Origin of the sequence: Hoylesella enoeca JCM 12259 (assembly GCF_000613405.1) — a bacterium.
Taxonomy (GTDB): domain Bacteria; phylum Bacteroidota; class Bacteroidia; order Bacteroidales; family Bacteroidaceae; genus Prevotella; species Prevotella enoeca.
On the sequence record NZ_BAIX01000051.1, the window covers coordinates 1 to 14,126 of the forward strand.

Annotated in this window: 13 protein-coding genes and 1 pseudogene; all 14 read left to right on the forward strand. The window is 47.8% G+C overall.

Going from position 1 to position 14,126, the window contains the following annotated elements; all coding sequences use genetic code 11:
* Positions 1-1,574, forward strand: a 1,574-nt coding sequence (locus JCM12259_RS16805) for a fimbrillin family protein (protein ID WP_025066505.1), incomplete at its 5' end; no start/stop codon positions are given.
* Positions 1,575-1,877: 303 nt separating this feature from the next.
* Positions 1,878-2,819: a DUF6261 family protein gene (locus JCM12259_RS11060; RefSeq protein ID WP_025066506.1), complete on the forward strand. Its 942-nt coding sequence runs from the start codon at positions 1,878-1,880 to the stop codon at positions 2,817-2,819.
* A gap of 321 nt (positions 2,820-3,140) precedes the next feature.
* Positions 3,141-3,776 carry a DUF8491 family protein gene (locus JCM12259_RS11065; protein ID WP_025066507.1) on the forward strand — a complete coding sequence of 212 codons (636 nt, stop codon included), beginning with the start codon at positions 3,141-3,143 and terminating at the stop codon, positions 3,774-3,776.
* Between the two features lie 101 nt (positions 3,777-3,877).
* On the forward strand, positions 3,878-4,171 hold the full coding sequence (locus JCM12259_RS11070; protein WP_025066508.1) for a coiled-coil domain-containing protein: 294 nt from the start codon (positions 3,878-3,880) through the stop codon (positions 4,169-4,171).
* Between the two features lie 9 nt (positions 4,172-4,180).
* Entirely contained in the window at positions 4,181-4,555 is a 375-nt protein-coding gene (locus JCM12259_RS15225; protein WP_025066509.1) for a cell division protein ZapA, read from the forward strand.
* Entirely contained in the window at positions 4,552-6,090 is a 1,539-nt protein-coding gene (gene rny, locus JCM12259_RS11080) for a ribonuclease Y (protein WP_036888980.1), read from the forward strand. Before JCM12259_RS15225 ends, rny begins: the two co-directional genes overlap by 4 nt.
* 361 nt (positions 6,091-6,451) lie before the next feature.
* On the forward strand, positions 6,452-6,895 hold the full coding sequence (locus tag JCM12259_RS11090; RefSeq protein ID WP_025066511.1) for a T9SS type A sorting domain-containing protein: 444 nt from the start codon (positions 6,452-6,454) through the stop codon (positions 6,893-6,895).
* Between the two features lie 282 nt (positions 6,896-7,177).
* A complete protein-coding gene (locus tag JCM12259_RS11095; protein ID WP_025066512.1) occupies positions 7,178-7,855 on the forward strand; it encodes a YiaD family glycine zipper/OmpA-like lipoprotein in 678 nt (225 codons plus the stop codon).
* 126 nt (positions 7,856-7,981) lie between these two features.
* Positions 7,982-8,716 carry a monofunctional biosynthetic peptidoglycan transglycosylase gene (gene mtgA, locus JCM12259_RS11100; protein ID WP_025066513.1) on the forward strand — a complete coding sequence of 245 codons (735 nt, stop codon included), beginning with the start codon at positions 7,982-7,984 and terminating at the stop codon, positions 8,714-8,716.
* Complete coding sequence (locus JCM12259_RS11105) at positions 8,717-11,095, forward strand: ATP-dependent helicase (protein ID WP_025066514.1); 2,379 nt, start codon at positions 8,717-8,719, stop codon at positions 11,093-11,095. It abuts the gene before it with no gap.
* 487 nt (positions 11,096-11,582) lie between these two features.
* Positions 11,583-11,792 carry a hypothetical protein gene (locus JCM12259_RS11110; protein ID WP_025066515.1) on the forward strand — a complete coding sequence of 70 codons (210 nt, stop codon included), beginning with the start codon at positions 11,583-11,585 and terminating at the stop codon, positions 11,790-11,792.
* Positions 11,793-11,835: 43 nt separating this feature from the next.
* Positions 11,836-13,176 carry a hypothetical protein gene (locus tag JCM12259_RS15230; RefSeq protein ID WP_148299620.1) on the forward strand — a complete coding sequence of 447 codons (1,341 nt, stop codon included), beginning with the start codon at positions 11,836-11,838 and terminating at the stop codon, positions 13,174-13,176.
* Between the two features lie 11 nt (positions 13,177-13,187).
* Entirely contained in the window at positions 13,188-13,418 is a 231-nt protein-coding gene (locus tag JCM12259_RS16585) for a hypothetical protein (RefSeq protein ID WP_148299621.1), read from the forward strand.
* Between the two features lie 506 nt (positions 13,419-13,924).
* Positions 13,925-14,126: pseudogene (locus JCM12259_RS11125) on the forward strand (DUF6261 family protein); the annotation flags it as partial.

A 14,126-nucleotide genomic window follows, 5' to 3' on the forward strand; every position in this document is an offset into this window, starting at 1 on the left:
TGACAGACGAAGGGCAGGTAAGCGCAACCCAGGCGATTGAATTTAAGGTAGATTTTGCCGACTATAACGCTGAACAAGAAGTAGGCGTAACACGTGCAAACAAAGAAGTAAAGCTTGAACAACAAATGGTAGACTTAGGCAATGGAACCCTGGCACAATGCACGCTTCAGCGCGATACAACCAAGCAAACCAAGTCCGCAGCAACCCGCGCATTAGCTAACGACACGTATACGATGCTGGCTTACGACGCAAGCACACATGCGTATAAGGGTGATATTACCGGCACTGTAACCGGTGGCGTCTTCACCGCGACTTCTGCCAACCAGGACATTGCACTCACGCCAGGCACCTATGACTTTGTGCTCTACAATAGTAAAGTAACCCGCAGCGGCAATAACCTCACTGTGAATCGTGCTGATGCCGACGCTGCACTGATAGGTCGCACACAACAAGTCATCACAGCCACGCCACACAAACAGAAAGTACCATTCACGATGAAACATGTGGGCGCCAAAGTAAAGATCAAGCTCACAGGATATATGGATTTTCCCGCTGTTACTGCAACATTAGCTTCTGTCAATGCGACCGATGTACCAGGTTCTTCCATCTATGACGCTTCTACAGGAACATGGACAGCCGGAACTGGCACAACTGTATCTACTAACACCACATTCAACGCTAGTACCGAGACGAAATATTATTCCGATACTTACACCTCTACAAGTAATGAGGAAACGATGTTCATGCCCGCCACGGATGTATCGAAACTCAAGCTAACATTCAACAGCGGTAACATTTACCGGTCAAATATGGCCAATGCAGGCCTTACATTCAAACCTGCTTCAACATTAAAGTTCGAGCAAAACGGTGCCTACGTGCTCAATGTCAAACTGATGTACCGTTTTCTTTACTTGATGAGCGATGGCACTACAGGCTTTATCAATGAGACCACCTATGGTGGCGGCACGAAAACGCCGATCGCAGTGGTGTTGAGCCGAAGCAATCGAATGGCAGTTGCTCTGAAAGATATCTATGGAGGGGGATATTGGCACAGCGGCACATTTGGAACGTTTAACACACATCAGGCCGGTACTGCAGACAATGCGTTGAATGCGGGAGCTACGAGCGGCAGAGACGAAACGTGGGATGCGAGTTACAGCACGGGGACCATCGGTGTGAAAGCAACCAATCCTTCGTTTCCTGCCTTCAAAGCAGCTGCAGAATATGATCCGGGAGTGACCTATACTGGAACACCCGCTCTGCAATGGTATCTACCGTCATTCAGCGATTTTAAATGGTTATACACTTTGGGATTTGGAGATAAGACAGCAGTAACGAAACAATATGGTATTCCTTACTACTGGTATGGTAGTCTGGCTGATGTCGCTTTTACGCAAGTGGGCGGCACAGCTTTGACTCATACTCTGTGGTATTGGTCGAGTACTGAGATAAACACTGTCTACGCTGCCCCCGTGGGATTTAGGAAAGAAATGGTAGGCTGGTACAACAACATTCCAGGTGACGGTAATAAGCTCTCTCACCGCTATTGTATCCGCTCGTTTGTCGCCTATTGATGATAACATGATCATTTTACATCCGCGAAGGATGAGGGAACTCATCGGAGCACCCCGAAACCCTCAAATCAATAAAAACAACGCATCCGAGGGCTCGGAAAGCCCCAAAATAGAAAAAACGAGTTAGCCGAGGCCTCGGATTGAGCAAAAATGACAAAAACAATGCATCCGAGGTCTCGGAAGGTCCCAAAATAGAAAAAACAAGCTTTCCGAGGCCTCGGATCAACAAAAAAGATGAAAAACAACGTTTCCGACTACTCGGAACGCTAAAATCAAATATTCATTCACATAAAAAACACTATTATGAAACTAAAAACAATTCCTTTGACGTCGCTCCAAAACATGGAGCATTATCAGTTTGCGTCGCGCGTGTTGCAGCTCTGCAACGAGGCCAAAGTGGGGAAACTCACGGCGGTGCTGGGGCCATTGACAGCCGGCGTGGCCGAAGAAGATCGGGTGCTGAACCAGCCGCGCACCGGGGCCGACACCAAGGCGCTGGAAGAGGCCGACCGCAAACGCGACAAATCCTATCAATCATTGCGGTTGCTCGTGGCGCTGCACCTCAACAGTGCCGACAAGGCCGTGTTGGCCGCCGCCGAAGCCGTGGACCGCGTGATGAAGGCCTACCCCGACGTGGCCGCAAGCAACTATGACAAAGAGACGGGTCTGATCAAAAACCTCGTGGCCGATTTGCGCACGGCCGCACTCACGGCGCACGTGGCGCGACTCCAAGCGCAGGTGTATGTCAACCTGCTCGATGCCGACAACAAAGCGTTTGATACGCTGTTCCACGCTCGGGTGAAGTCGGGCGCGCCCGCCGGCTCGTTCGACATCAAACCGCTGCGCGCCGCCACCGACAAGGCCCTCAACGCTGTGCTCCGCCGCATCGATGCTCTCGACGAATTGGAGCCGTCGGCCCCAATCACCGCACTCATCACACAGTATAATAACTTGGTTGATAACCGCCGGACACTGTTGGCCGGTCGGGCTGCCACGAACAAAGCCCACGCCGACAAACAGGCCGAGGCGCTCCGCAAAGAGCTCGAGCCGCTGATCCGCCAGTTTGAGGAAGAAAACGGAATCGCCCCCTTGGTCTTACAGTTCACCGGCAAGACGCAGGTTCGGGCAAAGACAAGACTTATGAATTGGGCTATACGACCAACCCGCAGAAGAAGTTATGGGTCAGGAGGGACAAAGACGGCGCGCTGCGAGAGGCGAATTAAAGGTGAAAGGGTGAAAGGGTGAATTAAAGGTGAAAAGGTGAAAAGGTGAAAGGGTGAAAGGATGAAAGGGTGAAAGGGTGAAAGGGTGAAAAGATGGCTGATGCGTCTTTTCACCTTTTTGCTGTGATGAGGATAGGTTTGGTAGGTTGTGTAGGTTCGGTAGGTTTTGTAGGTTGATTTGATTTGCGCATAAGTGTCATCATTTCTCATTCAACACTGCGCGACAGCGCATAATTCAGCGCTGGTTTTTGTGGATTTGATAATTTGTTGTATTTTTGCATTCGCAGACGAAAACGGGTTCGGCTGCGACTTGTTTGAGTCTATTAAATAATAAGATAAAAGAATGGGAATATTTTCTAATTGGTTCGGAAATCGAAATAAGGCGAACAAGACCGGGGGAATGGAAGACTATATGACACTGATCAGGGTCTATTTCCAGGCTTCGTTGGCCGCTAATCTGGGGATCACGAATTTGGCGATGTTGCCCGACTTGCGGATGTTTAAATCCATGTTACATGTTCCGACTGTAAACAACAAACTGGGTGTGGGGGAGAAAGCGCAATGCCGGAAGATGTTGAAGGAATTGTATCGGAGTGATGACAACTTTTTCAAAGAGATCGATCAGAGCATACGAAAGAACTGTCACAAGATACAGGATGTGCAGGTTTATCTGATTCAGTTCCAAGGTTTCACGCAGGACTTGATGATGCTGATGGGTAATCTGATGAAATTCAAGTTGCGTATGCCGTCGATCTTCAAGAAAACGATCTATTCGATGACTGAAAAGACGGTGCACGACATCTTTGAAAAGAATGATTATACGGATGCCGGCGTGATGAAGACTGTGGTGGCGATCAGGCAGTATGATAAGCGGTTGGGATTTAGTCAGAAGTGGATCACAGATTTTGTTTATCAAGTTGTGATGCTGGCTAAGAAAGAGCCGCGGCCGTCGGACGACAGTCAGGTGGGCAAGAAATGACAAATGGAGGCTTGATTGGGTTGGGAGTTTCATAAAATATATTTCTAATCTTTTGGGACTTTAATCGAATTAAGCTAATTTTGTAGCCAAATTGTATATCTATGGAAGCTGATGAGAAGACTTTGACGCTGTTTACCACTCGGATTCGACAGATGATTCTTCAATATCAAGAGACGAAAAAGGAGAATGATGAGCTGTATGGGTTGGTGGATGAGCGCGATGCTAAGATCAAGCAGTTGGAAAGCAGACTCTCGCAGGCCGAACAAGATTACAATGCTCTGAAAATGGCTAAAATGATCGAGGTGACGGATGCCGATATGGATTCGGCCCGGAAACGATTGAATAAGCTGATCAGGGACGTGAATAAATGTATAACGCTACTGAACGACCAATAAACAGGAGCGATGACAGAAGACAACAGAGACAAACTCAATATAAGATTGCACATTTACGATACCGATATTCCCGTGACGATCGCGCGTGAGGACGAAGAGGATTATCGCAATGCCGCCAAACTTATTACGGATACAATCAATGCTTATGCCGCGCATTTTAAAGGGCGCAGGAGCGATAAGGAATTGTTGTATATGGCTCTCATCGAAATAGCACTCAGGTTTGAGCAGGAATCACGGCGCAATGATACTGCTCCATACAGTAATATTCTCGGAAAGTTGACTTCTGAAATCGAAGAAGCATTAAAGGTTGATGCTTTTTCTCGGTCCTTTGCAAAGAGTCGGGATGTAAAAGAAGAAAAGAATATTACAAAACAAATATTATGATCGTTACAGCAATCATTGTTGCAGCCGTGTCATTCCTCGTTGGTGGATTGGGCGGTTATGCCATTTTTCGTTATGTGATCAAAGGGAAATATAATGAAATGATAGATGCAGCCCGGAAAGAGGCTGATGTCGTGAAAGAAAAGAAGCTTTTGGAAGTGAAGGAGACGTTTCTCAACAAGAAGAGCGAACTTGAAAAAGAGGTGCAGCAACGCAACCAAAAGATTCAGCAAGGAGAAAACAGACTGAAACAGCGTGAGATCTCATTGAATCAGCGTCAAGAAGAATTGGCCAAGCGTAAGCAGGAAGTTGAGCAGAATCAGCAGCGCGTGGACAATGAAAAGAAATTGCTTTCCATCAAGCAAGAAGAGCTGGAAAAGATGCAGAGTCAGGAGCGTGCCAAGCTGGAAGAGATGTCGGGACTCAGTGCAGAAGAGGCTAAGAGTCGGCTCGTTGAGAGTTTGAAAGACGAAGCGCGCACCGATGCTGCCAGCTATATCAATGAGATTATGGACGAGGCGAAGCTCAATGCCAATGCCCAGGCTAAGAAGATTGTTATTCAAACCATACAACGTGTGGCCACGGAAACAGCTATTGAAAATTCGGTCAGCGTATTCCATATTGATAACGATGAAGTGAAAGGTCGCATTATCGGTCGGGAAGGTCGCAATATCCGCGCGCTTGAAGCTGCCACCGGTGTTGAAATCGTGGTAGACGATACACCCGAGGCTATCGTTATTTCAGCCTTCGACCCTGTGCGTCGTGAAGTTTGTCGATTGGCTTTGCATCAATTGGTGGCCGACGGACGTATTCATCCCGCGCGTATTGAAGAAGTTGTTGCGAAAGTTAAGAAGCAATTGGATAATGAAATCATAGAAACGGGTAAACGAACAACCATAGATCTCGGGATTCATGGCCTGCATCCGGAACTGATTCGTATTGTCGGAAAGATGAAATATCGCTCGTCTTATGGTCAGAATCTGTTGCAACATGCCCGCGAGACCGCTAATCTCTGTGCTGTCATGGCTTCGGAGTTGGGGTTGAATCCCAAGAAAGCCAAACGTGCAGGACTTTTGCACGATATTGGTAAGGTTCCCGATGAAGAGAGCGAACTGCCGCACGCACTCTATGGTGCTAAGATTGCAGAGAAATATAAGGAGAAACCCGATATTTGCAACGCTATTGCAGCCCACCATGATGAAGTGGAGATGAACACGCTTTTAGCTCCTATCGTTCAGGTTTGTGATGCCATCTCCGGTGCTCGACCCGGCGCACGTCGCGAAATCGTAGAGGCTTACATCAAGCGACTCAATGATTTAGAGGCTATTGCGATGAGTTATCCTGGCGTAACAAAGACTTATGCTATTCAGGCCGGTCGTGAGTTGCGCGTGATTGTGGGTGCAGACAAGATGGATGATGCGGAGTCAGAGAAGTTGAGTAGTGAGATCGCTACGAAGATTCAGAATGAGATGACTTATCCGGGACAGGTTAAAATCACTGTCATCCGTGAGACTCGCTCTGTGGCTTATGCCAAATAGAATGATGGTTTGAATTGTTTTTCAAACTCATTCGAACGTATCAGAATCTTGATTTAAAAGATTGATAAAGGAAACCGAGATCGACGATCAGTTCGATCTCGGTTTTTTTGTTTTTCAGATACTTCTTTGCAGCGCTATGACTCACTGTTTTCGGCCGTATGGTCAAAGCCAGAAACATTCTCTCGGGAGTTGGGAAATCGCGATATTTTGACGAAAACGGTCGCAGGAAACGAAGACTTTGCGATATTTTGACGAGGCCCCTCGTTAAAAGACTTTAATAAAATGAATATACTTTGATTGATCCATTGGAACGAGATTAACTTTTTACTATATTTGCAACGTTTAATATCGGGATTGCGATATGAGGAATTTTATTCTTTTCTTGGTGTTCTGCTGGGGATCTACAATCTGTTTTGCCGAGAAGAAAATTGATGAGTTGCGGATAGATGGGGCTTCAACAGACCGATTCGTAACAGCGATTTCTTACGATGGAGATCAAATCACGTTGTCTTGGAACGACAAAACCGTTGCAAGCGATTGGGTTGCGAGAATCATTGCGAATTTGATTTCGGGAATTGATATTGACAAAGTGAAGATTCGGTCGATATGTGGTTTGCACGGGAATGTGCTCAATGTCGAGGGCACACGCCCCGGATTGCTGCTGTGCGTGTATGATATTCAAGGCAAAGTGGTGCAGAGCTGCATAACCCATGCCACATCTTGCCAGTTGGATATCAGCAAATTGAACACGGGAATCTATCTATTGAAAGCCGACAGCGAAGTGATCAGGTTTGTCAAAAAATAGCTTTGGACGTTATCCAAAGTGTGTCTCTCTATCTTTGTTGAGATAAGATAAAAAGCGTTTTTCTCCAAGAACGTGTGTCATTGATGGTTCATGGCACATCTTTTTTCGGTGATCCGATAGCCAACTGTCGGTCACTGCAATAGCGTTTGTCGCCAATTGATACTATTTCGTTTGTGCGAGGAAGCGGTAAAAAGTGTTAGAGAGAGGTCGCGAATACGGAAAAATGGTTACCTTTGCAGCGTTATAAAAAAGAATAAGTAGAAGTTTTTAAAAATCAAGATGATGAAAAAAATGAAGTTTGCAGCTCTTTTGATGAGCTTCGCAGTGGTTTTGAGTTGTTCCACTAAAACCGGAACGGGTGCTTTGATCGGTGCCGGTGGCGGTACGTTAATCGGTGGAATCATCGGTAAGATTGCTGGAAACACAGCCGTGGGTGCTGCCATTGGTGGTGCAGTAGGTTCTGGAGCCGGCGCTTTGATTGGCCGACACATGGACAAGGTGGCCGCAGAGACAGCCGAAAAGGTGAAGAATGCCAAAGTGGAAGAGGTAACCGACAACAACGGATTGAAGGCCGTCAAGGTGACATTCGATAGCGGAATCTTGTTTGCAACCAATAAAGCGGAATTGAATAAGAATTCTAAGAACGAGTTGGCGAAGTTTTCTTCAGTCCTCAAAAACAATACTGACTGCCATGTCGACATCTACGGTTATACCGATTCTACGGGCAATGACGGCATCAATGTGCCTTTGAGCAACAACCGCGCACAGAGTGTTGTGACCTATTTGAAACAGTGCGGCGTGCCGTCTTCGCAGTTCCAGAATGTTGCAGGAAAGGGAAGCGCCGACCCAGTGGCAAGCAACGAAACGGCAAGCGGTCGTCAACAGAACCGCCGGGTGGAGGTGTATCTCTACGCCAGTCAGGCTATGGTGGATGCGGCCAACAACGGAACATTGAAGTAAATCACCGTTAATCAATCGATCACTCATGCTTACTCAGCGCCTGTTTAAGCGTTAAATGCAGTGTCATTTACCGTTAGTGAGCAGGCGCTGAGTTTGTTTTGTTTTTTAACCAGTTAGTTCAAAGGAATGAAACGTATCAGAAAGATTCTCAGATGGAGTGTAGGCCTCTTTTTCAGTTCGACGATATTGGCTGTCGTGGCTTATCGTTTCATTCCCGTTTATTTCACTCCTCTGATGTTTATTCGTTGCTTTCAGCAAATGGGGGAGGGGCAGAGCATCACGTTGCACCATCATTGGGTGTCGATGGATAAGATAGCTCCGCATCTTCCGGTGGCTGTCATGGCGAGTGAAGACCAACGCTTCCTGTTGCATCACGGATTCGATTATAAAGCCATTGAACGGGCTGCAGCCCACAACTTGAAGGGTGGAAAGAAGCGCGGGGCAAGCACCATATCCCAGCAAACGGCCAAAAATGTGTTCTTATGGCCCGGTCGTAGTTGGGTGAGAAAAGGCTTCGAAGTGTATTTCACAGCGCTGATCGAATTGCTTTGGAGCAAGCAGCGGATCATGGAAGTCTATTTGAACTCCATCGAGATGGGTAATGGCATTTATGGTGCAGATGCTGTTGCCGAATATCATTTTGATAAAACGGCAGCCGACTTGTCGCGGGCCGACTGTGCACTCATTGCCGCCACGTTGCCCAATCCGCGCAGATTCAGTTCTAAAACGCCCGGCGTCTATATGCGCCAGAGGCAAAAACGGATTTTGAGAGAGATGAAATTTATTCCTGCTTTTCCGCGTGAGGGCGAGGATATTAACCCTAAAACCGTGTCGGGCGGTGTGTATAAGAAAGCCAAATAAATGGAATTGCTGAAAGATTTGAATGCGAGTCAGCGTGCGGCCGTTGAATACAACGACGGTCCGCAACTGGTGATTGCAGGGGCAGGATCGGGTAAAACGCGTGTGCTCACGTATAAAATTGCTTATCTTTTGGCGCAGGGAATGGCACCGTGGAAAATCCTTGCGCTCACATTCACCAATAAGGCTGCCAACGAAATGAAGCAGCGCATCGGGCATCTGGTGGGTTATGAGGCGGCGCGGCGGCTCCAGATGGGTACGTTTCACTCAGTGTTTTCGCGTATCTTGCGTGTCGAAGCCGAACTGTTGGGTTTCCATTCCGGTTTCACGATTTATGATGAGGCCGATTCCAGATCGTTGCTCAAAAGCATTATCAAAGAAATGGCGCTCGATGATAAGGTTTATAGGCCGGCATCCGTGCATAGTAGGATCTCAATGGCAAAGAATCATCTCATCCTTCCGGCACAATATGCGCAGAATAAAGAACTTTTGGAGCGCGACCGACAGAGCCGGATGTCTTCTCTTTGGCAGGTTTATGCCAATTATTGTCAGCGTTGTCGGAAAGCCAATGCCATGGATTTTGATGATCTTTTGGTGCTGACGCATACGTTGTTTGCCGAACATCCCGACGTGTTGGACAAGTATGCGGAACGATTCCGATATGTCTTGGTCGACGAGTATCAAGACACCAACTATGTGCAGCAGTGCATCGTTCTGCAACTCACGCGTGCGCATCGCCATGTTTGTGTCGTGGGCGACGATGCCCAGAGCATTTATGGATTCCGCGGAGCGAATATCGACAATATCCTCGACTTCCAAACGATTTATGAAGAAGCCAAACTCTTCAAGCTGGAACAGAATTATCGGTCCACGCAACGCATTGTTCAGGCAGCCAATAGCTTGATCAAGCACAACGGAAGACAGATTCCCAAAGATGTGTTCAGTCATAACGACCAAGGCGAAAGACTCGTTTTCAAACAGGCTTACTCGGATAAAGAGGAGGCGAGCATCGTTTGCAAGGAAATCAAGCGTATCAAAGCCGCAGAGCGATGTGAGTATAGCGACTTCGCCATTCTCTATCGCACCAATTCGCAGAGCCGTTCGTTCGAAGAAGAGATGCGTCGACAGAGTATTCCATATCGCATTTACGGCGGTTTGAGTTTCTATCAACGCAAGGAGATCAAGGATATAATCGCTTACTTTCGATTGGTTGCTAATCCCGACGATGAGGAGGCTTTCAAACGCATTATCAATTATCCCACGCGGGGAATCGGCAACGCTACAGTTGCTAAAATCGCCGAATCGGCGCAGCAAAACGCGGTGAGTTTCTGGGAAGTGATCGTCGATCCCGCCCGATTCCAGCTGAAAGTCAGTCAGGCAACGATCTCCAAACTATCTGCTTTCAGATCATTGATCAGTGATTTTATGGATAAGATGCCGACAACCGATGCTTTTGAATTAGGTCGGCAACTCATCAAAGCGAGCGGAATCAGCGCCGATCTTTTTGCGGGAACCGATGCTGAGAGCCTTGCGCGACAAGAAAACTTAGAGGAATTTCTATCCGGCATGCAAGACTTTGTCGAAAGTCGGCGCGAGGAAGGACAAGAAAATCAAATCTATCTCACCGACTTTCTCCAAGAGGTTGCGCTCTTGACAGATCTCGACAGCGATACCAACGAGCAGAGTCGCGTGGCATTGATGACCGTGCATTCGGCCAAAGGATTGGAGTTCCCGACGGTTTTCATCGTGGGATTAGAAGAAAACATTTTCCCAAGTCCGTTGTCGATTAACAGTGTCCGTGAGCTGGAAGAAGAGCGACGACTGCTTTACGTCGCCATCACGCGCGCCGAGAAACATTGCATGCTGACGTGCGCCAAGAATCGTTTTCGGTTTGGCAAGATGGAGTTTGATACGCCGAGTCGTTTCATCCGGGACATCGATCCCGCTTTGCTACGCATCGAGAGCGAGGCCAACTATGATGACTATGCTTCCCGTTCCTATGCACGCAGCTCCTACAATCGTCTGTCTCGTTTCTCGGACGACGATTATCGCATCGGTCGTTCTTATTCGGCATTCCGTTCGTCGACCAACGATGCGCCAGACATTCCGGCTTTTAAACAGGAGATGAATACAAACAAATCACATCTCCATCAATCTGAACACGCCGCGCCGAATGATCGCGCGATAGAGGAGAAGCCTTCCTCGACAGGCCAAGAGTTGGGATTACGTGAAGGAACAGTTATCGAACATCAGCGTTTTGGTATCGGCACAGTCGTCAAAATCGAGGGCGTGGGCGAGAACGCCAAGGCCACAGTGGACTTCAATAACACCGGTCGCAAACAGCTTTTATTAAAATTCGCCCGATTTAAAGTGGTTGAGTGAAAAAGCAGTACATCAATTTACTTTAATTTTATTTGCACGGTTAAGATTAATTCCTTACCTTTGCCCCCAGTTTCCGCTTTCGCCTCCTTCGCCCCCTAAGTTAGGGGGATGGGGGTCTGAACAAACGAGGGACCGATCAAAAAAGGATTAAACGAGAAGTATGATAAAACAAGCAAATATAAACAGCCGTAGCGCGATGCAAAAGAACTCCAATTCTCTTGCATCTTTTAACGCTTTATATTTGCATATCTCGGAAAAAGTCTTAACACACACACACACACACACACACACATCTTACCTGGCGTAGACACCTTCACAGCTTTATCTTACGCGCGCGAGAGGGGAGACGACTAAACCCCTTTAAGCAAAGGCTCAACCGAGTTCCCTTTGTTCGCTTTTTCATGTCCTTTTGCCAAGTTGGTAAAAATCAAAATAAGAAAGTTTTTTTTATCAGAAAATAATATATCATTCAACAAAAATATAAATTATGAAGAAAAGTGAAACAACTAAGCGAGTGTACATGAAGCCTGTGAGCGAAGTACTTTGTATTGCCTCAGAAAGCATTCTGCAGGCCAGCGGCAACGCTGGAACGGTTGGACCGGGTAGCGGTGGTGGCGATGCCAAGCAGGGGTGGTTTGAGGAAGATGATGATTTCTCTTCAAATGAAAACAGCTTCAATGCTTCCTGGAAATATTAATCATAAAGAGTAACAACGACTAATTGAAGTTAAAAAGAACGATATGAAAACAATAAAACTATTTCAAGCTAGCATGCTGCTGGTCATGACGCTCATTGCAGCAGGCTGTGCCAACGACGAAGCGAAGACTGAACAGCAAGGCACTAACGGTACTCCTGCCGGAACAACTGTATTCAGCGGCGAGACCAATCCGAGCACCACAACGCGTACAGTGATCGTAGACCACACGCAAGGCGCCGGCGCGAACGTAATCTGGGCTGCCACCGACAAAGTATGGGTGAAAGACGATGCTAGCACTTGGCAGCAAAGCGGTGTCGCCACTTTCCCGGTAGCAGCCAACAAGACTAAAGCTATGTTCACCCTGAACGGCACCTATACGGGTGCAACGCACGACGTCATCTATACCAACCTGCCCATCACCGGCACGCCACAAGTTGAAATCAAGGCAGCGCAAACGCAGACTACGCCCAACAACTTCGATCATGCCGGCGAGGCGGGCGATTTAGGTATTGCCACGGCCAACCGCCAAGGCGCTGGTAACGCCTATAAATTCACGCTCGACCACAAGTCCTCCTACCTCTGCTTCCTGCCCCGTTGCATGAACGTGGACTTGGGCAAGAACATCTATCTCACCAAAGTAACCATCACGGCCAACAAGCCCATTGCGGGCACGTTCAACATCGTCAGTGGCTCCATAGCCGGCAATGCGCCCGTAGCAAATAGTTCCAACACAATCACGCTTACCACCACCGACTTCCCGCTGAACACCACTGTGGCTGATGTTACCAAGAATGCAGCCTACATGGTCATCGCCCCCGGCACCTACAATTTCACCATCGGCTATACCATCAAAGACCCCACAACCAATGTCGAGGGCACTATCACCAAAACGCTGACCGCTTTCACCTGCGACGAGGGAAAGATTCACGATATCACAGCTTGGACTGACAAGGATATCGAAGACGTTACCGGCACTTACCACACATGGGACGCTGCCGTAGGCGAGAACTATTGGAAAGGCCATGACCGCGACGCATCGGGCAATTTCTTCCCGACGTTAGTCAACGGCGGTTCCACCGCTAACTATCCCGCATCGGCCATAGACAGCCGGTGGTATAACACGGCATACGGCTATGCCACGTCCAATCCCGCCACCCGCTCGGCAGCCAACCAGCCCAACGTAAACCTGATGGCTCACTATGTGGAGTTTGGCGATCCGCGTTGGGATGCCAACCGTATTTGGAGCGGATATGGCCATCTTTATAAAGGAGGAATCTGGTTGAAGCGGAGCACAGTCCCCGGATTCCCGAATAAGTCTACCGACTATTGGGGCGTAGACTATCGAACCTCTACCCAATTGACTATCGACCTCGTGCAGATATAACATACAGCAATATGACTATTCCCACAGAAGCAGAGCAAGCTACAACCTATTTCTTCCTGCCAGCCTCCGGATATTATTTTCAAGGAACTATGGTCGATTTTGGTTCTGGCGGACATTATTGGACATCTACAGCCTCGTCGTGTGAAGCAGGCAATAGCTGGTATTTATACTTCAATAATCACGAGATACATGTTCGTCAATGGCATCGCTGGATGGGCTCACGCATTGGAAAATTCTATTAAACAAACCAAACTTTATTGCACACTCTTTCCCGAAAGGGGCAAATGAAGCAGAGCAAGTGCTTCTACACGCCCCGAGAAAGGGAAAAATATTCAGCCGAGGTCTTGGGTAAATGGAATTTCGCAAAAAAAAACGACTTTCCGAGGCTTCGGATGAACGAAAAACAAGAAAAAACTGCTCTTCGGCAGGTGCCGAAGACGAGAAAATCCAAAAAACAGAGCTTCGGCACCCACCGACGGAGTGAAAATCGGAAAAATAGCTCTTCGGCAGGTGCCGAAAACGAGAAAATCCAAAAAACAGAGCTTCGGCACCTGCGACGGAGTGAAAATCGGGAAAACACGTCTTCGGCAGATGCCGAAAGCCGAAAAAACTCAAAAAGGACGCTTCGGCACCTGCCGAAGAGCAAAAAATAAAAAAAACATGCCGTCGGCAGGTGCCGAAAGACCAAAAACCAGAAAGATAATCTTTAATCAATCGCAGAGCAATCTGCAAATAATCATTTATCAGTATGGAAATCAAGACAATCCGAAAAGACCGGCTCCAAAACATGGAGCATTTTCAGTTCGCCGGCCACGTGCTGGCCATGTGTAAAACGGCCAACGTTGAGAAGCTCAATCCGCTGCTTGATTCCCTCGCGACGACCATCGCCAAGGAAGACGAAGCGCTCAATCTGCCGCAGAAAATGGAGGGTACGCGCGAGCTGCGCGAAC